The sequence below is a fragment of the Amycolatopsis halotolerans genome (genome assembly GCF_042647905.1).
GTDB classification, from domain to species: domain Bacteria; phylum Actinomycetota; class Actinomycetes; order Mycobacteriales; family Pseudonocardiaceae; genus Amycolatopsis; species Amycolatopsis halotolerans.
In genome coordinates this window covers 43,999-63,370 of record NZ_JBHRWI010000011.1, presented here as the reverse complement: position 1 = coordinate 63,370, position 19,372 = coordinate 43,999, and the positions used below count along the sequence as shown (strand labels likewise).

Annotated in this window: 16 protein-coding genes; 8 read left to right on the top strand and 8 right to left on the bottom strand. The window is 69.7% G+C overall.

The genetic code is table 11. The annotated features are described in order from the left end of the window. Positions 1-34: 34 nt before the first annotated feature. The 5 genes from ACFORO_RS07790 to ACFORO_RS07770 are packed head-to-tail and all read left to right on the top strand — an operon-like array spanning position 35 to position 7,707. Positions 35-1,996: a dipeptide/oligopeptide/nickel ABC transporter permease/ATP-binding protein gene (locus ACFORO_RS07790; protein WP_377870707.1), complete on the top strand. Its 1,962-nt coding sequence runs from the start codon at positions 35-37 to the stop codon at positions 1,994-1,996. Further along, the gene (locus ACFORO_RS07785) at positions 1,993-2,952 is read left to right on the top strand and encodes an oligopeptide/dipeptide ABC transporter ATP-binding protein (protein ID WP_377870670.1); all 960 of its coding nucleotides are present in this window, start codon (positions 1,993-1,995) and stop codon (positions 2,950-2,952) included. The genes ACFORO_RS07790 and ACFORO_RS07785 overlap by 4 nt, the downstream gene beginning before the upstream one ends. Next, positions 2,949-3,878: a dihydrodipicolinate synthase family protein gene (locus ACFORO_RS07780; protein ID WP_377870671.1), complete on the top strand. Its 930-nt coding sequence runs from the start codon at positions 2,949-2,951 to the stop codon at positions 3,876-3,878. Before ACFORO_RS07785 ends, ACFORO_RS07780 begins: the two co-directional genes overlap by 4 nt. Next, positions 3,878-5,884 carry a beta-galactosidase gene (locus tag ACFORO_RS07775; protein WP_377870672.1) on the top strand — a complete coding sequence of 669 codons (2,007 nt, stop codon included), beginning with the start codon at positions 3,878-3,880 and terminating at the stop codon, positions 5,882-5,884. Before ACFORO_RS07780 ends, ACFORO_RS07775 begins: the two co-directional genes overlap by 1 nt. Then, positions 5,881-7,707 (top strand): exo-alpha-sialidase, encoded by a 1,827-nt coding sequence (locus ACFORO_RS07770; RefSeq protein WP_377870673.1) that lies wholly within the window; start codon positions 5,881-5,883, stop codon positions 7,705-7,707. Before ACFORO_RS07775 ends, ACFORO_RS07770 begins: the two co-directional genes overlap by 4 nt. Before the next feature lie 43 nt (positions 7,708-7,750). Here ACFORO_RS07770 and ACFORO_RS07765 read toward each other — a convergent pair whose 3' ends face one another. Continuing rightward, on the bottom strand, positions 7,751-8,476 hold the full coding sequence (locus tag ACFORO_RS07765) for a sulfite exporter TauE/SafE family protein (RefSeq protein WP_377870674.1): 726 nt from the start codon (positions 8,474-8,476) through the stop codon (positions 7,751-7,753). 142 nt (positions 8,477-8,618) lie between these two features. Beyond that, complete coding sequence (locus tag ACFORO_RS07760; RefSeq protein WP_377870675.1) at positions 8,619-9,344, bottom strand: GntR family transcriptional regulator; 726 nt, start codon at positions 9,342-9,344, stop codon at positions 8,619-8,621. 166 nt (positions 9,345-9,510) lie between these two features. On the opposite strand from ACFORO_RS07760, the gene ACFORO_RS07755 reads away from it, so the two are divergent. Further along, a complete protein-coding gene (locus tag ACFORO_RS07755) occupies positions 9,511-10,440 on the top strand; it encodes an LLM class flavin-dependent oxidoreductase (protein WP_377870676.1) in 930 nt (309 codons plus the stop codon). 287 nt (positions 10,441-10,727) lie between these two features. Here the strand turns inward: ACFORO_RS07755 and ACFORO_RS07750 are convergent, their stop codons facing one another. After that, positions 10,728-11,492, bottom strand: a complete 765-nt coding sequence (locus tag ACFORO_RS07750; RefSeq protein WP_354744626.1) for an SGNH/GDSL hydrolase family protein — start codon at positions 11,490-11,492, stop codon at positions 10,728-10,730. 126 nt (positions 11,493-11,618) lie between these two features. Between ACFORO_RS07750 and ACFORO_RS07745 the strand changes: the two genes are divergently transcribed. Beyond that, positions 11,619-12,818 (top strand): glycosyltransferase, encoded by a 1,200-nt coding sequence (locus ACFORO_RS07745; protein ID WP_377896507.1) that lies wholly within the window; start codon positions 11,619-11,621, stop codon positions 12,816-12,818. Between the two features lie 10 nt (positions 12,819-12,828). On the opposite strand, the gene ACFORO_RS07740 is transcribed toward ACFORO_RS07745, so the two are convergent. From ACFORO_RS07740 to ACFORO_RS07720, 5 genes are all read right to left on the bottom strand, one after another. Further along, positions 12,829-13,197, bottom strand: a complete 369-nt coding sequence (locus ACFORO_RS07740; RefSeq protein WP_377870678.1) for a DUF5684 domain-containing protein — start codon at positions 13,195-13,197, stop codon at positions 12,829-12,831. Between the two features lie 144 nt (positions 13,198-13,341). Then, complete coding sequence (gene glgC / locus ACFORO_RS07735; protein ID WP_354744632.1) at positions 13,342-14,559, bottom strand: glucose-1-phosphate adenylyltransferase; 1,218 nt, start codon at positions 14,557-14,559, stop codon at positions 13,342-13,344. Further along, the gene (gene glgA, locus ACFORO_RS07730; RefSeq protein WP_377870679.1) at positions 14,556-15,713 is read right to left on the bottom strand and encodes a glycogen synthase; all 1,158 of its coding nucleotides are present in this window, start codon (positions 15,711-15,713) and stop codon (positions 14,556-14,558) included. The genes glgC and glgA overlap by 4 nt, the downstream gene beginning before the upstream one ends. 66 nt (positions 15,714-15,779) lie before the next feature. Beyond that, positions 15,780-16,532, bottom strand: coding sequence for a putative protein N(5)-glutamine methyltransferase (locus ACFORO_RS07725; RefSeq protein WP_377870680.1), 753 nt, complete (start codon positions 16,530-16,532; stop codon positions 15,780-15,782). Between the two features lie 70 nt (positions 16,533-16,602). Next, positions 16,603-17,097: a universal stress protein gene (locus ACFORO_RS07720; RefSeq protein WP_037713536.1), complete on the bottom strand. Its 495-nt coding sequence runs from the start codon at positions 17,095-17,097 to the stop codon at positions 16,603-16,605. A gap of 201 nt (positions 17,098-17,298) precedes the next feature. On the opposite strand from ACFORO_RS07720, the gene ACFORO_RS07715 reads away from it, so the two are divergent. Beyond that, positions 17,299-19,371, top strand: coding sequence for an AMP-binding protein (locus tag ACFORO_RS07715; protein ID WP_377870682.1), 2,073 nt, complete (start codon positions 17,299-17,301; stop codon positions 19,369-19,371). Position 19,372: the final 1 nt, after the last annotated feature.

The window sequence follows — 19,372 nt, the reverse complement described above, 5'->3', positions numbered from 1 at the left end:
CCGTCGCCAATACCCGCCCGCGGAGCCGCTCGTGATGCGCCCAGTCCTCCGCCCGAACCTCACCGCCCGGCTCTCGCGGCCCGGCGTCCGGTTCCGGCGGCTTCCCCTGTCCTCCTGGATCGCGCTGGCCGTCCTGATCGTGCTCGGGCTCGTCGCGGTCCTCGGCACCGTCGTGGCCACGCACAATCCGGACCTGCTCAGCACCGACACCGGCGGGCCCAGCGCGGCGCACTGGTTCGGCACCGACCAGTCCGGCCGCGACATCTTCTCCCGGCTGGTCGCGGGCACCCGCTGGTCGCTCGCGATCGGCCTCGGCGCGACGCTGCTCGCACTGGTCGCGGGCATCGTCGTCGGGTCGTTCGCGGCGACCTCCGGCCGCCGGGTCGACGGGCTGGTCATGCGGGTCCTCGACGTCCTGATGGCCTTCCCCGGCATCGCGCTCGCCGCGGTGCTGGTGGCGGTGTTCGGGCGCGGCATCCTCGTGCTGATCCTCGCCATCGGCTTCCTCAACATGGCTCCGGTGGCGCGGGTGGTGCGGGCGAACGTGCTCGCGCAGTACGGCGAGGACTACGTCGCGGCCGAGCGGGTGATCGGCGCGAAACGGCTGTTCATCCTCGCCCGCCACGTCGCGGTCAACTGCGCCGCGCCGATCCTCGTGTACTGCACGGTGACGGTGGCGGACGCGATCGTGTTCGAGGCGTCGCTGTCGTTCATCGGCGCGGGCATCCAGCCGCCCGATCCGTCGTGGGGTTCGGTGCTGGCGGACGGCAAGGACCTCGTGCTGACCGGCGGTTGGTGGGCGACGCTGTTCCCCGGCCTGCTGATCCTGGCCACCGTGCTGGCGTTGAACATTCTCTCCGAAGGGATCTCCGACGCCTGGGCCGCGCCGTCGGCTCGCACCGCGAAGGCGGCGGAAGCGGCACAGCAGATCGAACTGGCTCCGGAGGCCACCGCTGCGGTGCTGCCGCTGCGCGGCCTGCGCGAAGCCGGACAACGACTGGCGGCGAAGGCGCGGGATCTGTCCGGCAGGGAAACCGTGCTGGCCGTGGAGAATCTCGCGATCTCGTTCCCGGATCGGCACAACGGCGTGAACGTCGTCGACGGCGTGTCCTTTTCGATCCGTTCCGGCGAGGTGCTGGGGCTGATCGGCGAGTCGGGCTGCGGGAAGTCGCTCACCGCGCTGTCGATCATGGGCCTGCAGCCGGACGCCGCGCGGCTCAGCGGCGAGATCCGGTTCGCGGGCGACGACCTGCTCACCATGAAGCCGAGCGTCCGCCGCCGGCACCTCGGGCACGACCTGGCGATGGTGTACCAGGACGCGCTCAGCTCGCTGAACCCGGCGATGACGATCCGCGCGCAGCTCAAGCAGTTCACCCGGCGCGGCGGCACCCGCACGCCGGAAGAGCTGCTGGAGCTGGTCAACCTCGACCCGGGCCGGACGCTGCGGGCGTATCCGCACGAACTGTCCGGCGGACAACGGCAGCGCGTGCTGATCGCGATGGCGCTGTCCCGCAGCCCGAAGCTGATCGTCGCCGACGAACCGACGACGGCGCTCGACGTGACCGTGCAGGCGCAGATCATGGCGCTTTTGCTGCGGCTGCAGGAGGAACTCGGCTTCGCGCTGGTGCTGGTGTCGCACGACCTCGCGCTGGTATCCGACATCGCCGACCGGGTGGTGGTGATGTACGGCGGGCAGGTCGCCGAGACCGGTGCGACCGCGGCCGTCGTCGGTGCGCCGCAGCACCACTACACCCGCGGCCTGCTCAGCGCGGTGCTGTCGCTGGAGGAGAACGAAGCGAAGCTCACCCAGATCAAGGGCGTCGTGCCCGCACCGGCGGACTTCCCGCCCGGTTGCCGGTTCGCCAGCCGGTGTCCCGCCGCGCGCGGGCACTGCTTCGAGGTCGCGCCTGAACCGGCGGGCGAAGGACATCTCGTGGCCTGCCACTACCCCGCCGAGAACTCCCTGGAGACGATGGCGGAAGGAGCGTCGGCATGAGCCTCGTCGAAGTCGACGGCGTGCATGTGGTGCACAAGATCCGCGGGTCGGGTCTGTTCGGGCACGACCGGGTCTACGCGCTCACCGACGCGACCCTCGCCATCGCGAAGGGCGAAACCGTCGGCGTGGTCGGGGAATCCGGCTGCGGGAAGTCCACTTTGGCCAAAGTGCTGGTCGGACTTCAGAAGCCGACCTCCGGTACGGTTCGCTACGCGGGGCAGCCCCTTTCCGCATTGCGTCCGGCCGAACTGGGCCGCACGGTCGGCATGATCTTCCAGGACCCGTCGACCGCGCTGAACCGGCGGCTTCCGGTCGCGAAGATCCTGCGCGACCCGCTCGACGTGCATCAGGTCGGCACGGCCGGCGAACGCGCCGAACGCGTCTGGGAGCTGATGAACCTCGTCGGGCTGCCGTCCAGTGTGGCCGACGCGCTGCCGTCGCAACTGTCCGGCGGACAGCGGCAACGCGTGGCGATCGCCCGTGCGCTCGCGCTGCGACCGGCGTTGCTGGTGGCCGACGAGCCGACGTCCGCTTTGGACGTTTCGGTGCGCGCGCAGATCCTGAACCTGTTGCTGGAACTGCGCGAACAGCTCGAGCTCGCGATGGTGTTCGTGTCGCACGACATCCAGACCGTGCGCCGGATGAGCGACCGCATCGTGACGATGTACCTCGGCCGGATCGTCGAACAGGCCCCGGCCGCCGAACTGCCGCACCACGCGCACCACCCGTACACCCGGGCGCTGTTCTCGGCGACGCCGAGCCTGCTGCACCCGGTGGAGCCGATCGTCCTCAGTGGACCCGTGCCGTCGGCGACCGCGCCGCCGCCCGGCTGCCCGTTCCACACGCGCTGCCCGAAAGCCACCGACGAATGCTCCCTGGCCTTGCCACCGCAGTCCGGGCCGGACGAGCACACCTACCGCTGCATCCACCCAGAAATCGGAGTGACTGCCTCATGACTGCGCCCAAGTTCGCCGGCATCATCCCGCCGCTGTGCACGCCGTTCCACGACGACTTCACCGTGGACACCGCGTCGCTGCGGCGGCACATCGAATTCCAGCTCGACGCCGGCGTGCACGGGATCTTCGTGCTCGGTTCGTCCAGCGAGGTCGCCTTCCTGCCGGACGACCAGCGGCGGATCACCGTCGAAACCGCGGTCGACCAGGTCGCCGGCCGGGTCCCGGTGCTCGCCGGCTGTATCGACATGACGACCCTGCGCGTCGCCGAGCACGTGAAGACCGCCGAAGCGGCCGGTGCGGACGCGATCGTGGTGACCGCGCCGTACTACACCCGCACGCACGTCGCGGAAATCGACCGGCATTTCCGGTTGTTGCACGAGCGGACGTCGCTGCCGATTTTCGCCTACGACATCCCGATGGCCGTGCACACGAAGCTCGACCGCGACCTGGTGCTGAACCTGGCCGCGGACGGCGTACTGGCCGGGCTCAAGGATTCCAGCGGCGACGAGGCCGGGTTCCGCCTGGTGCTGCAGCAGCGCCGGGAGCGCGGCCTGGAGCACTTCGCCGTGTTCACCGGCTCCGAACTGCTCGTGGACTCCGCGCTCGCGCAGGGCGCGGACGGTGCGGTGCCGGGACTCGGAAACGTCGACCCGGTCGGCTATGTGCTGATCTACGACCACTTCCGCGGCGGCAACCCGCAGGCCGCGCGACGCGAACAAGAACGGCTGCTGACGCTGTTCAGCATCACCGACGTCGCGCCGCCGCATCGGATGGGCCGCGGTTCGGCCGCGCTCGGCGCGTTCAAGGCGTCGATGAAGATGCGCGGATTTATCGACAACGCGGTGATGGCGCCGCCGCAACTCCCCCTCAACGACGACGAACTGCTGCAGATCAAGGGAAAACTAGCGGAAGCGGGTCTCCTCTGATGGATCGGCTGTACTACGGCGGGGATTACAACCCCGAGCATTGGTCGCCCGACGTGTGGGCGGAAGACCTGAAACTGATGGCCGAGGCGTCGGTTTCGATGGTGACTGTCGGGATTTTCTCCTGGGCGCAGGTCGAACCGCGGCCCGGGGAATTCGATTTCGGCTGGTTCGACACGGTGCTGGACAACCTCGCTTCCGGCGGGGTCCGGGCCTGCCTCGCCACCATGACGGCCTCGCCGCCGCCGTGGCTTTCGCATCAGTATCCGGAAATCCTGCCGGTGCGCGCGGACGGAACCCGGCTGTCCGCCGGTGCGCGGCAGCAATTCTGCCCGTCCAGCCCGGTGTTCCGCGAGCACGCCGCCCGGCTGGTGGAACAGGTCGCCACTCGGTACGCCGGGCATCCGGCGCTGGAAATGTGGCATATCGGCAATGAGTTCGGCTGCCACATCCGTGCCTGCTACTGCGACGAGTCCGCTGTGGACTTCCGGCGCTGGCTCGTCGAGCGCTACGGCAGCATCGAGGCGTTGAACGAAGCCTGGAGCACCACTTTTTGGTCGCAGCGGTACTCCGATTTCGCCGAAGTGCAGCCGCCGCGCGTCGCGCCGACCTTCCCGAACCCGGCGCAGCAGCTGGACTTCCACCGGTTCTCCTCCGACGCTTCGCTCGGCTGCTACCTCAACGAGCGCGAGGTGCTCGCCCGCATCACCCCGGACGTCCCGGTGACGACGAACTTCGTCGGCCGCGTGCAGAAGTCGCTCGACTGGCACCGGTGGGTACCGCACGAGGACGTGGTGAGCCTCGACTCCTATCCCGACCCGCACGATCCGCGCTCGCACGTGGAAGCGGCGTTCGCTTATGACCTCGTCCGGTCCCTTAAGGACGGTCAGCCGTGGCTGCTCCTGGAACAAGCTCCGAGCGCGGTGAACTGGCGCACCCGCAACGGCCCGAAGCCGCCGGGAACCATGCGGCTGGACAGCTGGCAGGCGGTCGCCCGCGGGGCCGACGCGGTGCTGTTCTTCCAGTGGCGGCAGACCTCGGGCGGCGCGGAGAAGTTCCACTCGGCGATGGTGCCGCACGGCGGCCCGGAAACCCGCACATTCCAGGGTGTCCGTGACCTCGGCCAGGAACTGGCCACGGTGCAGCAGCTCGCCGGATCCAGGGTGCGCGCCGAGGTCGCCTTCCTGCACGACTGGAACAACTGGTGGGCGCTGGAGCTGAACTCGCATCCCTCGGATGACCTCGACCAGCTCGAAACGCACCTCGCCCACTACGCGCCGCTGTTCGACGCGAACGTGACCTGCGACGTCCTGCATCCGGCGAAGGACCTTTCCGGGTACAAGCTCGTCGTCGTGCCCAACCTGTACCTGATGGACAGTGCGGTCGCGGCCAATCTACGCTCCTATGTGGAGGGTGGCGGGCATCTGGCGGTGTCGTTCTTCTCCGGCATCGCCGACGAGAACGACCGGGTGTACACCGGCGGCTATCCCGCCCCGCTGCGCGACATTCTCGGCCTGCGCGTCGACGAATTCTGGCCGCTGCCCGAAGGCGGTTCGACTACGCTCGACCTCGATGGTGCCGCCGTTGGCGCGACGATCTGGTCCGAATGGATCGAAACCGAGGGCGCTGACGTCGTGGCCACGTTCGCCGAAGGCCCGCTGGCCGGTCGACCCGCTGTTACGCGGCACGAGTTCGGCTCCGGCGTCGCGTGGTACCTCGGCACCCGGCCGGACGCGGACGTCATGCGCACGCTCTTCGACCGGATCACCGCCGACGCCGGAGTTTCGCCGGTGCTGCCCGGTCTGCCGGACGGCGTCCAGGCAATCGTGCGACACGGTGCGGACGATTACCTCTTCCTGCTCAACCACAACGCCGAAGCCGTCACTGTTTCCTTGCCTTCGCCCGGTACGGATTTGCTCACCGATCCCGCTCAGCCATCGTCCGAAGTGGAATTGGCCGCGCACGGCGTGGCCGTCCTTTCCGGACAGTTCGGAACGGAGACCAGATGAGAACCGCCCTTCGCGTGGTGCTGGCGTTCGTGCTGCTGGCTTTCTTCGCGCCGGCTTCAGCGCAGGCCGCCCCGCAGTTCGATCAGAAAGCGCTGTTCAACCCGCATCAGGAAACCGGCTACGCCTGCTTCCGCATCCCGGCGATCGTCCGCAGCACGCACGGCACGCTGCTGGCGTTCGCCGAGGGGCGCAAGGACAACTGCGGCGACACCGGTGACATCGACCTGGTGCTGAAGCGGTCGACCGACGGCGGCACCACCTGGTCGCCGCTGCAGGTGGTGAACCGCGGCGGCGGGGACACCCACGGCAACCCGGTGCCCATTGTGGACACCAAGACCGGCCGGATCGTCCTGATCACCACCTACAACAAGGGCCGCACCGACGACAAGGGCTGCTCCGTGCCGTGCCCGCGCACGCCGCACTCGCAGTACAGCACCGACGACGGCCGCACCTGGTCCACGCCGGTCGACATCAGCGCGCAAGCGAAGCTGCCCGCGTGGGATTCCTGGTACGCCTCGGGTCCGGTGCACGGCATCCAGCTTCAGCACGGCCGGCACGCGGGCCGGCTCGTCTTCGGAGTGAACGCCGAACGCAGTGACGGCAACAATTCCGTCGAAAACTACGCCGGACTCATCTACAGCGACGACGCCGGCTCCACCTGGCACGTCGGCGCTGTCGACAACTACCTGCATCCCGTGGGCGGCACCTTCACGCAAAAGCCGTCGGAAGTCAGCGTCGTGGAACTGCCGGACGGCACCATTTACGCGGGCGGTCGCGAACAGAGCGGCACCGACATCGGCAACCGCGACTACGCCCTGAGCCGCGACGGGGGCGAGACCTTCTCCCAGCGCTTCACCACGATTCCCGACCTCGTGACGCCGATGGTGCAGGGTTCGCTGCTGCGCCTCGACCGTCCCGGCGGCAAGCGGATCCTCTTCGCCTCCCCCGCGGACACCGACCGGCGGCGCTGGATGACCATCCGTTCGTCCTATGACGACGGTCGCACGTGGGAAAACGCCGACCAGGGCACGCGGATCACGACGGACTGGTCGGGCTACTCCGACCTGGTCCAGCTGAGCGGTCCGCAGGACAGGAACGCGAAAATCGGCCTGCTGTACGAGGGCGGCGCAGTGGACGCCCGCGACGAGATCCGCTTCGCTCGCTTCGGCGAGAACTACCTCGGCTGGAAGCGTTCGCCCGGAGTGTCCACTCCAGACGTCGCAAGTGGACAGCCCGCGCGCGTGCTCGGCGATGCCAGTACTGTCGCTGGCAAGTTCGGCAAGGCTGTGGAACTGCAGAACGGCTTCGTCCGCGTTCCGTACTCGCCGGCGCAATTGGTGGGATCCGGCGACTTCACCTTCTCCACCTGGGTCAAATACGGTGCTTCAAAGGACCCACAACCCATCCTGTGGCTGGGCGGAATGGGCTCGACCGCACCGCAACTGTGGCTGCGCGCCGAACCCGCGGCACACCGTCTGATCGCGATGATGACCACCGCTGCCGGAAGCAAATCTGTCACCACGCAATCGGCGTACGATGATCAGAAATGGCACCACGTGGCGCTCCAGCGGTCGGGCGGCCAGCTCCGGATCCTGGTCGACGGCGCGGTGGCGGCGTCCGGTCCGGACTCCCCCGGTTCGGTCACCCAGACCGTCTCGTTCCAGTTGTGGCTGGGTGAACGCCTCGACGGCGCGCAGCACCTGACCGGCGCGCTGGACGACGCTCGCCTCTACCGCCGCGCTCTGTCCACTGCGGAATTGACCACCGTCCGCGCCGGGAAGCCAGTCCCGGGAGCGGTCATGGAGCTTCCCTTCGACCGGTAATTCTTTCTGAAGCCGGGTGGTTCCTTTTCGGAGCCACCCGGCTTCAGCCGTGCAACGCGAGATACGGCGCGATCCCGACCAGGACCGCGATCAGCGCGGCCTTGAGCGTCTTGGTCGGCAACGCGTGCGCGATCCGCCAGCCGATCAACACGCCCGCCAGCTCCGGAATCCCGACGATCGCCGCCAGCCGCCAGTCGACCGCTCCGTGCAGGACGTAGCCGACGGTTCCCACGCTGGCGATCACCACCGACTGCGCCTGCGCCGCGGCGAGCGCCCCCAGCACCGGCATCCCGGCGACGACCAGCAACGGCACCGCGAGCATCGGGCCGCCGACCCCGACCAGCCCCGCCACCACCGCGACTCCCGCCCCGATCGCTCCCGCGACCGGCAGCCCGACGGCCCGCTCCCGTCCCTTCAGTCCGACGAACACCGCCACGACGAGCGCGAACCCGCCGAGCACGATTCCGAAGGCCTTTGTGGACACCCAGGAGTTGAGCAGCACTCCGAGCGGTGTCCCTGCTACTGCGGCTGCCGCAAGAACTCCCGCGATTTTCCGGGTTTCGGGCTCGCGCAACTGTCCGGAATGGACGAAGGCAGCGCTGCCGAGAATCCCGGTGGCCACGTGCGTGACGATCGCTGTTCCCGCGACCTGCGCCGGAGTGAGCGAGGTGAAGACGAACAGCCCCACGGTCGCTAGCACCCCGCCCGGTCCGACCGCGGTGATGCCGATCCCGGCCAGCAATCCGGTGACGATGAGCGCGGGGATCATTTCGGCTGCCTCCGGAAGTCGTTCTCTCGTCCGCGCGCCGCGGCGCGTGCATCACGAACCAGGCCGCGCGTTGTCCGCCGCCGGAAACCGGGGCCTGCCAACCGAATCACTCCCAATCTCAGCGCACCTCTCCCGGTGCGGGTCACTCCGCTCCACGCTGCAAAGTCGCCCGCAACGTCAACCGATCCGCGCGAATATGCAGCCACTCCGCGTCCACCGGCCGCCCGTCCGGCAGCCGCGTCAACCGGTCCAGCGCGAAAACCGCGGTCCCCGGCGCGATCTCCAGCAACGCGGCCGTATCCGGCCCAGCGGACACCGCATGGACCTCCACCTCCGCCCGCCCCAGCCGGATGCCGTTCGTCTCCTCCAGCAACGCGAACAGATCCCGGTGCGCCAAATCCTTCCCCAGCAACGGAATCCCCAAATCCGCCACCAGATAAGTCGAGTCGAGCGACAACGGCACCCCGCCGAGCCGCCGGACCCGCTCCAGGTGCACGACCTCCTCCCCCGCCGCCAGGCCAAGGCGGTCCGCGACCGCAGGCGGCGCGGCGACCGTCTCGGCCGCGCGCACCTCGTTCACGACCTCGCCGTGCCCTTCGAGCGCCTCCGCCAGCCCGGACAACCGGTCGAGACCGTGGCCGTACTTCGGGCGCACCACCAGCGTCCCGACGCCCTGCCGACGCTCGACGAGCCCTTCGTCCCGCAGCAAGGCGAGCGCTTCCCGCACGACGTTCCGCGACGCGCCGAACCACTCGCCCAGCTCCCGCTCGCTGGGCAGCAGTTCGCCGACCTCGCCCGCGACGATCCGCTGCCGCAGGCCGTCGGCCATCTGCCGGGCCCGTTCCGCCCTCCGCCGCGTAGTCACCACGTCGGCGACGCTACCTGGATTTTGATTACGCCGAGGTTACGCCACCCACATTGACCTGCGGAAACGCTGTGAGCAGCAGCAACAGCGACCCCGTCGGCGCGTTCCGCCACCGCGGGCCGGTGGCACCGGCGCGAGAGTTCCGGCAAGGTCGGAACGGGGAGGGACCATGACCGTCTTCGGAGTCCGGCTCGATTCCGGGTTCAACGGCACCGCGGTCGGCGAGGGCGATCCCGCGCGGCTGATCGCTGAGGCGCAGGAGGCCGATCACGCCGGGCTGGACGTCGTCACGGTGACCGATCATCCGTACCACGCGCGGCATCTCGACGCGTACGCCACGCTCGGCTTCGTCCTCGGCGCGACGTCCAGGATCAGCGGCGCGGCCACCGTCACCAACCTGCCGATCCGCCCGGTGCCCGCGCTGGCCCGGACAGTCAGCGCGTTATCCGAACTCTCCGGCGGACGCATCCGGCTCGGCGTCGGCGCGGGCGCGCTGTGGGATCAGATCGAGGCATTCGGCGTCGAACGCCGCACGCCGGCCGAGGCGGTGCGGCTGTTCGCCGAAGGCATCACACTCCTGCGCGCCCTCACCGGCGGCGGCACGGAACCGGTCACCTTCGACGGCGAATTCCACCGCGTCACCGGCGTGCTGCCGTCCGCCGCCGCGACACCGCCGATCTGGACCGGCTCGATCGGCCCCGCCTCGCTCGCCGTGACCGGCCGCCTCGCCGACGGCTGGTTTCCCGCCGTCGCCCAGGACTGGCGCAGCGAAACGGTCGCGAAATCCCGCCCGCTCATCGACCGGGCCGCCGTCGAGGCGGGTCGCGATCCGGCCGCGATTTCCACCCTGTACAACGTCTTCGGCACCATCAGCGGCGGTGCCGCCCCACTCTCCCGAGGCACTGGCGAACACGGGATGGGCGTGCTCGCCGGGTCGGTGCGGGCTTGGACCGCGGAGCTGGCCGAGGCGAGCGAAGAGCATGGTGCGGACGGGTTCGTGTTCTTCCCGAACGTCGGCACTGTTGCCGAGCGGGAAGAGTCCCGGCAGCGGTGGTTGCACGAGGTCGTGCCCGCAGTCCGTGCGGCAATCGGACGCTGAACCCGACGCCGTCGTCAGCGGATCAGGCTCTCCGATCCTCGTGCGTGTACAGCGCGCTCACGGCTGCGGGATCGTCGCTGGAGCACAGGTCGGCGAGGTCCTTCACCGCGAAGTGCCGACAGGTCCCGACCACGCGCTTCTCAGATACGCGAGCAGTGGTCAACGGCACCGGGTCCAACGCGAGCAACAGGCGGCCACCGATCCTGGCCAGTCACCGGCCGATGTCGCGCTGGTTTCACCGCCGCGGCGTCCCCCGGAGACACCGCGGCGGGACTACTCCGGACGCCTCAGCAAATGCTCCCCAGGCTCGACGTCCACCCCCACCACATCCCGTACTCGGCGAGGTTCCCCGCGTCGTTCAGGTGCACGTTGTCGGCCAGCCACGGGCTCGGGTTGGGCAGATTCGCCGACCCCGCGGGCGGGATGTACTGTCGCAGATCGACCAGCGCGGTGCCCTTCTCGACCGCCGTCTGGTAGATCGACGTCGCGTACTGCGACCAGAAGTACTTCTGCGTCTGGCCGCCCCACGGGTTGGGCGTCCACTTCAGCTCGGCGTAGATCGACAGCAGGATGTCGACCCCGGGCCGGGCGGTGCGGATGTTGTCGATGACCTTGCCGAGGTTCGCCTTGAAGACCGCCGGGTCGGCCTGCGAGATCAGTTCGTTGCCGCCGAGGTCGACGAGGACCAGGTCGGGCTGGCGTTGCGTGATGTCGGCGAGCGCGCCGGTCGTGTCGGGCCAGCGGCCGCCGGGGAGGTAGTCGGTGGCCATCGCGCCGTTGTGCGCGTAGTTCTTCGTCGTGGTGTTCCACTGCGCGTGGAGGTCGTTGGCGATTTTCGTGGTCCAGCCGTAGGTCGTCGGCGCGTAAGTGTCCGTAGCGGACTTGTAGCCCGTGGTGCCGTAACCGGTGTCGGCCGACGTCCCGAGGATCGCGACCTGCTCCTTTTTGGTGCACCAGGTGCTGGTCTGACCCGCGTCGGCGGTGACGGCGGGGGACATCGCGATGCCGAGGCCGACCAGGGTCAGCAACGCCGCGATACGGGCTTTTCGCATGGGGACCGGGCCTTTCCGGAAGTGATGATCTGCGGATGTGTCGCCGCGACGGCCCCGCGCGTTACCGCCGCGCGGAAACCGAAACCGGGATGCGGGGAGCATCACGGTTCTGGCAGTCTCGAGGAGGTGAAGATCCTGTTCGCGTCCGCGCCCGGGTACGGGCTCACGCTGCCGCTGATCCCGGTCGTCTGGGCCGCCCGCGCCGCCGGGCACGACGTCCTGCTGGCCACCACCGCGGAGATCGCCGAGGTGTCCGCGCGCGCCGGGCTGCCGGTCGTCGACGTATTCCCCGGCCGCGACGTCTGGACGGACCTGCTGGCCACGATCAAGGACGGGGCCGCGCCGGATCCGGACGAACCCGAGGAGTACCGGATCGCGCGGCAGCACCAGGGTCCGTTCGGGCTCTTCACCGCCGCCATGACCGAGGGCACGATCGAAGCCGGCCGGGCGTTCGGCGCGGACCTCGTCGTCTACCCGTCCGACCACGGCACCGGCGCGCTCGCCGCGGCCGCGCTCGGCGTGCCCGCGCTCGAGGTCGGCAACCGGATCTCGTGGTCGGCCCGGGACCTCTCGTGGCGCACCGAGCACGCCGACTTCCTGGACAGCGACCTCGTCACGCTGATGCGCGAGAAGCTCGGCATCGGCGACGCCCCGGTGAACGTCATCGCCCGGATCGACCCGCGCGCGCCGAGCATGGGCGGCCTGCGCGCGGACGAGGAGCCCGCCGACGAACGCGACGGCGCGCCGTGGTGGCCGATGCAGTTCGTGCCCTACAACGGCGGGTCGGTGCTGCCGGAGTGGGCGCTGCGGAAGCTGCAGCGGCCTCGGGTGGCGGTCACGCTGGGCACTGTCGTGCCGGCGATGTCGGGGATCAGCAGCCTGAAGGTGGTGCTCGACGCGCTCGGCGGGATGGACGTCGAGGTCATTCTCGCGGCGGGCGCCGCTGATGTGAGCGAGCTGGGCGAGCTTCCGGAGAACGTCCGCTCGGTGGGGTATTTGCCGCTGTCGGCGTTCTTGCCGGAGTGTTCGGCGATTGTGCATCACGGCGGATCCGGGACTACTGCCGCGCCGTTGTTCTACGGGGTGCCGCAATTGGTGCTGCCTAGTTTCGCGGACAATCCGATGTCGGCGGAGCGGGTGGTCGAGCGGGGCGTCGGGCTGAGCCATGATCCGTCTGCTGTGGACGTCGAGACCCTGCGGAAACTGGTGCGGCGACTGTTCGAAGAAGATTCCTTCGCGGTGGCTGCGGCCGAGGTGCGCGCGGAGATCGCCGGGCAGCCGAGCCCTTCCGACGTCATCGCGCGCGCCGTCGCCGCGTTGGGCTGAACCGGGGTCGTCACCGCGGGCCGGGCGCGGTGTACCGGGCCCGGCCGAAGCCCAGGATCAGGTAGCCGATGATCGAGAACAGGAACAGGCCGAAGAACCCGAAGACGCCGCTCTTGCCGAACGCCCTGGCGATGTCGAGCGACACGACGATGACGACCACGAGGTTGACCAGCGGGACGAGCAGCAGGAGCAGCCACCACCCGGAGCGGCCGGCGACCTTCAGCCAGACGTAGACGTTGTAGATCGGGATGATCGCCGCCCAGCCGGGGTATCCGGCCTTGGCGAACACCAGCCACAGCGCGACGATCGTGAGGACCGTGACGACCACTCCGCCCGAGCCGAAGCCGAGTGCCGGGTTGAACGAGGTCTCTTGGTTCACAGTGCGGGAGTCCTTTTCGAAGTGCCTGCCGGACGCGTGACTTTAGCGTCGCGGGGCGGGCACAGCAGGACGGACCGAGGTCGCGCTTCGGTTACTGACCGAATGTGCCCGGCAATCGGGACAACGGGGCAGCGCCACCCTCCGCTAGATCGCGGTTTCTCCCTTGCCCAGCACCACAATCCCGAAATCGCTCACGTGGTAATGGCTGCGGTCCCGGGCCAGGTCCACCCCGATGTGCGCCCCCGGCGGGACCACCACGTTCTTGTCCAGAATCGCACGCCGCACCACCGCGCCGCGGCCGACTCGCGCACCGTCCAGCAGCACCGAACCCTGCACCACAGCGCCGTTCTCGATGAAAACGTCCGGCGACAGCACCGAATCCACCACCTGCGCACCGGAAATGATGCAGCCGTTGCTGACGATCGACTGGGTCGCCGTGCCGCCCTCCACGAACTTCGCCGCCGCGCGCTGGCCGGGATGGGCCAGGATCGGCCATTTCCGGTTGTACAGGTTGAAAATCGGCTGCGTCGAGATCAGGTCCGTGTGCGCGTCGTAATAACTGTCGATCGTTCCGACATCGCGCCAGTAGCCGTGGTCCCGGCCGGTTTCGCCGGGCACCACATTGCCGTTGAAGTCGTAAACCGCGGCCTCGGATTTCTCCACCAGCGCCGGGATGATGTCGCGGCCCATGTCGTGTTTGGACGCCGGGTTCTTGGCGTCCGCGTGCAGCGCGTCGAGCATCACCTGCGTCGTGAAGACGTAATTGCCCATCGACACATACGATTCGTCCGGCGAATCCGGCAGGCCCGGCGGGTCCTCGGGCTTCTCCAGGAACGCGTCGATCTTCGTCCCGTCCCCGGTGCTGATCACGCCGAACGAACGGGCCTCCGCGCGCGGCACGCGGATTCCGGCGACCGTCACGCCCGCGCCGGACGCGATGTGCGCGTCGATCATCTGCCGCGGGTCCATCCGGTAGATGTTGTCCGCGCCGAACACCGCGATGTACGCGGGCGATTCGTCGTGCACGAGGTTCAGGCTCTGGTGGATGGCGTCCGCGCTGCCCTGGAACCAGCGCGGGCCGAGCCGCTGCTGCGCGGGCACCGGCGTGACGTACTCGCCGGTCAGCGACGACAGCCGCCACGTCGTCGAGATGTGGCGGTCCAGCGAATGCGATTTGTACTGCGTCAGCACGCAGATCCGGCGGATCCCGCCGTGCACCAGGTTGGACAGCACGAAGTCGATCAGCCGGTGCACGCCGCCGAACGGGACCGCGGGTTTCGCGCGGTCGGTGGTCAGCGGCATCAGCCGTTTGCCCTCGCCGCCGGCGAGGACGATCCCCAGCACATCGGATCCGTCGATCACGAAACCCTCCCGCACGCCTCGTAAACCCCGACCGTCGCGGCGGCGATCGCTGCCCAGCCGAACTCTCCCACCGCGCGGTCCCGTCCGGCGAGGCCCAGCCGGGTGGCGCGGGCGCGATCGGCGGCGAGGTCGTTGATCCCGCGCGCGAGCCCGGCCTCGAAAGCGCCGGGCTCGGACTCGTCGTAGTGCACCAGCACCCCGGTCTCGCCGTCGGCGACCACCTCCGGGATGCCGCCGACGTCGCTGGCGACGACCGTGGTGCCGCACGCCATCGCCTCCAGGTTCACGATGCCGAGCGGCTCGTACACCGACGGGCACACGAACACCAGCGCGTGCGTCAGCAACTGGACGACTTCGTTGCGCGGCAGCATTTCCGGGATCCAGTGCACGCCGGACCGGTTTTCCTGCAGGTCCGCGACCAGCCCGCGGAACTCCGCGTCCAGCTCCGGCGTGTCCGCGCCGCCCGCGCACAGGATCAGCTGCACGTCTTCGTCCAAAGCGGCCCCGGCGCGCACGAGATGCGGCACGCCTTTCTGCCGCGTGATCCGGCCGACGAACAGCGCGTACGGCCGGTTCGGATCGATGCCGTGCTTCTCGAGCACATCAGTGCCGGGATCGGGTTGGTACAGCTCGGTGTCGATGCCGTTGCGCACCACGTGCACCCGCGCCGGGTCGACGTTCGGATACGCGGCGAGCACGTCGCGCCGCATGCCGGAGCTGACCGCGATGATCGCGTCCGCAGCCTCGTACGCATCGCGTTCGATCCACGACGACACGCGGTAGCCGCCGCCGAGTTGCTCGGCCTTCCACGGCCGCAGCGGTTCGAGCGAATGCGCGGTGATGACGTGCGGGATGCCGTGCGCGAGCTTCGCCAGATGACCGCCGAGGTTCGCGTACCAGGTATGACTGTGCGCGAGATCGTGGCCGGCGAGCGCGTCGGCCATCGAGACCGCGATGTCCATCGTGGCGAACGCGGGCTGGGCGTAACCGTGCGCGTCGCGGTGCCCGTGCGCGCCGTCCGGGCGGTCGGAGCCCCAGCAGTGCACGTCCAGGTCGACCAGCGACCGCAGTTCCCGCGCGAGGAACTCGACGTGCACCCCCGCTCCCCCGTACACGTCCGGCGGGTACTCCCGGGTGAGCAGGCCGACCTTCATGCGTCGACCCTAGACGGCCCCACCGGCCGCACGCAGTACGGAAAGCGGGCGAATCCGGTTCGCCGCTCAGTGTTCGCGCAGTCCCACCACGACTGTCGCGCCGAGTTCGTCGTCCTCTTCGACGGACGCGGCCAGCCCGGCCCGGCGCACCTCGGCGACAGCAGTGGCCGATTGGCGTTCGCTGGCCTCGAAAAGCACGTGCCCGCCCGGCGCGAGCCACGCCGGGGCCTCGGCGACGACGCGACGGAGCACGTCGAGACCGTCGGTTCCCCCGTCAAGTGCGACGCGGGGTTCGTGGTCGCGCGCCTCGGGCGGCATGAGCGCGACGTCGTCGGTCGGGACGTACGGGACGTTCGCGATCAGCACGTCCACCCGGCCGCGCAACCGTTGCGGAAGCGGGGAGTAGAGATCGCCTTTGTAGACCTCACCAGGCACGTTGTGCCGAGCGCAATCGACCGCGGCGGGCTCGACGTCGGCGGCGTGCAGCTCGATCCCGGGCACCTCGGCCGCGACCGTCGCGCCCAGTGCGCCGGAGCCGCAGCACAGGTCGAGCACCACTGCTTTGTCGTGCGCGAACCCGACGGCCAGCCGCACGAGCGACTCGGTGCGGTGCCGGGGCACGAAAACACCCGGCGCGACGACGAACCGGCGACCGGCGAACTCCGCCCAGCCGAGGATGTACTCCAGCGGTTCCCCGTCGACCCTCCGCTCGACCATCCCGGCCAGATCGCCCGATTGGCCCAGCAGGAGCCGGGCCTCGTCCTCGGCGAAGACACACCCGGCGGCCCTCAAGCGCGCGACGACCTCGACGAAATCCACTACGCCTCCACCTCGCTGAAGCCTCGTGAGTGGCAATGCCGGTTCTAACCGGCACAAACGCGCACGCGCCCTACGGCACCACGACGACCGGCCAGGTCGCGGCGCGCACCAGCCGGTTGCCGACCGAGCCGACGAGCCGGTGCCCGCCCTGTTCGGACGCGCCGACCACGACCATGTCCGCGTTCACCTCCTGCGCGGCCTGGCGCAGTTCCGGGAAGGTCTCGCCGCGACGGACCACGAACGTGACCGGCACCTGCAGGTCGGCCGCCCGGTCGCGCAGTTCCGCGCGCAACTGCTCGATCTCTTCCTCGAAGGTCTGCTGCTGCACGTCGACGACCGCGGCCGCGGCGAGCCCGGTCCACACCGTCGGCGCCGCCACGTACACCACGACCAGCCGCGCGCGCTGCCTCCGGGCGAGACCGCCGCCGTAGGCCGTCGCCCGCAGCCCGGTCGGCGACGTGTCCGCGCCGACCAGGATCACGCGCGGTCCGTCGGTGCCCCGTTCGTACGGGCCCGGGTCCCAGCTGGGTCCGTATTCCTCGACCAATTGCTCCACTCGGCCCATTATGTCCGGGGCGCCGGAACCCGCCCGGCCGCGTCCGTCGTCGGCGCGGAAAACGCCGCAAGAAAATTCCCACCTGGTTGGATTTCCGGTCCTTCGGAGTACCCCAGGCCTCTCTTGCCTGGTAGCGTCCCCGCAACCTGAACACACGCGTCCGGGAAGGACCGGGGAGCCCACACGCGTGCGGCGGCGAGGCGGATCGCGATGCGAGACGATGTAGTCGAGGCGAGTGCGGTGGTCGGGCACTCGCCCGAACAGGTGTGGCAGATCGTCGGCACCCCGGAGCTGTACCCGAGGTTCGTCCCGGCGATCAGCTGGTGCGAGGTCACCGTGCCCGCCGAACGCGGCCGCGGCCCGCACTGCCTGATCCGGCTGGCCCCGGACCGGGAAACCATGGTCGAGGGCACCGTCCACGCGGCGGTGTACCGGCCGGGCGAGCACGTCGTCTGGTGCGGGCTGCCGGACGAGCGGACGTGGGTGTCGATCGAATTGCGCCCGGTCCCGCGCGGCGGCACCGAGATCGTGCTGCGGATGATGCTCCCGTCGCTGCCGCCGGAACACTCCGGACTGCTCGCGCGCGGCACGGCGAAAGGCCTGCTCAAGCAGCTGTCGAAGCGGATCGGCCAGCAGCTGTCCGGCCTGCCGGGCGACCCGCCGGAGCATGAGCCGGCGACTGCGCTGCGCACGGCGAACACGCTGGTCCGCGCCGGCGTGCTGGCCGCCGGGCGGCCGGACAAAGTGGTCAAGCAGCTCAGTTCGTTCGCCCGCTGGGGCGCGACGCTGGCCGGCGGGTACCTCGCCGCGACCGCCCGCGGCGCCGACGACGTCGCGGTGCACGACGAGCGCAACTCGCGCACGTTCGGCGAGATCGACGAACGCAGCAACCAGCTGGCCAACGCACTGGCCGCGCTCGACGTCGAGGCTGGTTCGCGGGTCGCGCTGATGTGCCGCAACCACGCGGCGATGGTCGAGGCGTTCGTCGGATGCAGCAAGCTCGGCGTCGACGTCGTCCTCCTCAACACCGGTCTCTCCCCCGCCGCGGTCGAAGAAGTACTGACGCAGCACCCGCCCGCCGCGGTCCTGGCCGACGACGAGTTCGCGCCGATCATCGCGTCAGTGCCCGGCGAATTCCCGCGCGTGAGCACGTGGGACGACGCCGACCAGGGCTACCGCACGCTGGACGAGCTGCTCCAGGACGCCCCCACGGCGCGGCCGAAGCCGAGCGAACGCGAGGGCCGGATCGTCGTGCTGACCTCGGGCACCACCGGAGCCCCGAAGGGCGCGCGCCGTCCGACGCCGAAGGGCGTGAGCACGTCGGCGACCGTTTTGTCGCGAATCCCGTTGCGGGCCAGGGACAAGATCGCCGTGGCCGCCCCGCTGTTCCACAGCTGGGGACTGGCCGCGATGCAGCTCGGCATGGCGCTGCGCGCGGAACTGTCGCTGATCCGCCGGTTCGACGCGGAGCACACGCTGCGCACGATCGCCGAACACCGCTGCGACGCGCTGTTCGCGGTGCCGATCATGCTGCAGCGGATCCTCGACCTGCCCGAACGCGTGCGCAACCGGTACGACCTGTCGTCGCTGCGGATCGTGGCGAGCAGCGGGTCGGCGATGCCGGGCGCGTTCGTGACGTCGTTCATGGACACCTTCGGCGACGTCCTCTACAACTTCTACGGCTCCACCGAGGTGTCCTGGGCGAGCATCGCCGACCCGGCGGACCTGCGCGCCGCACCGACCTCCGCCGGCCGTTGCCCGCCCGGCACCCAAGTCGCGATCCTGGACGAGGACCGCCGCCCGGTCCCGCCCGGCGACGAGGGCCAGATCTTCGTCGGCAACGACATGCTCTTCGACGGCTATACCAACGGTTCCAGCGTCCCGCGCGCCCACGACCTGATGGCCACCGGCGACGTCGGCTACCAGGACGCGTCGGGTCGGCTGTTCGTGACCGGGCGGGCCGACGAGATGATCGTGTCCGGCGGCGAGAACGTGTTCCCGCGTCCGGTCGAGGAAGCTTTGGCCGCGCTGCCCGGTGTTTCCGACGCGGCCGTGGTCGGTGTTCCGGACGACGAGTTCGGGCAGCGCCTCGCCGCGTACGTCGTGCTCCGCCACGGCGCGCGCATGCACGCCGAGGACGTCCGGCACTACATCCACCAGAAACTCGCCCGGTTCGCGGTGCCGCGCGACGTCTACTTCGTACCCGAACTTCCCCGCAACGCCACCGGAAAGATCGTGAAGCGGCTCCTCAACGACGACCTCTGGCCCATCGCCCAGGGATAAC

Bases quoted from the DNA above. Each gene is read 5' to 3' on its own strand.
- ACFORO_RS07790 (WP_377870707.1), top strand. From the start codon at position 35: ATGCGCCCAGTCCTCCGCCCGAACCTCACCGCCCGGCTCTCGCGGCCC.
- ACFORO_RS07785 (WP_377870670.1), top strand. From the start codon at position 1,993: ATGAGCCTCGTCGAAGTCGACGGCGTGCATGTGGTGCACAAGATCCGC.
- ACFORO_RS07780 (WP_377870671.1), top strand. From the start codon at position 2,949: ATGACTGCGCCCAAGTTCGCCGGCATCATCCCGCCGCTGTGCACGCCG.
- ACFORO_RS07775 (WP_377870672.1), top strand. From the start codon at position 3,878: ATGGATCGGCTGTACTACGGCGGGGATTACAACCCCGAGCATTGGTCG.
- ACFORO_RS07770 (WP_377870673.1), top strand. From the start codon at position 5,881: ATGAGAACCGCCCTTCGCGTGGTGCTGGCGTTCGTGCTGCTGGCTTTC.
- ACFORO_RS07765 (WP_377870674.1), bottom strand. From the start codon at position 8,476: ATGATCCCCGCGCTCATCGTCACCGGATTGCTGGCCGGGATCGGCATC.
- ACFORO_RS07755 (WP_377870676.1), top strand. From the start codon at position 9,511: ATGACCGTCTTCGGAGTCCGGCTCGATTCCGGGTTCAACGGCACCGCG.
- ACFORO_RS07750 (WP_354744626.1), bottom strand. From the start codon at position 11,492: ATGCGAAAAGCCCGTATCGCGGCGTTGCTGACCCTGGTCGGCCTCGGC.
- glgA (WP_377870679.1), bottom strand. From the start codon at position 15,713: ATGAAGGTCGGCCTGCTCACCCGGGAGTACCCGCCGGACGTGTACGGG.
- ACFORO_RS07720 (WP_037713536.1), bottom strand. From the start codon at position 17,097: ATGGGCCGAGTGGAGCAATTGGTCGAGGAATACGGACCCAGCTGGGAC.
- ACFORO_RS07715 (WP_377870682.1), top strand. From the start codon at position 17,299: ATGCGAGACGATGTAGTCGAGGCGAGTGCGGTGGTCGGGCACTCGCCC.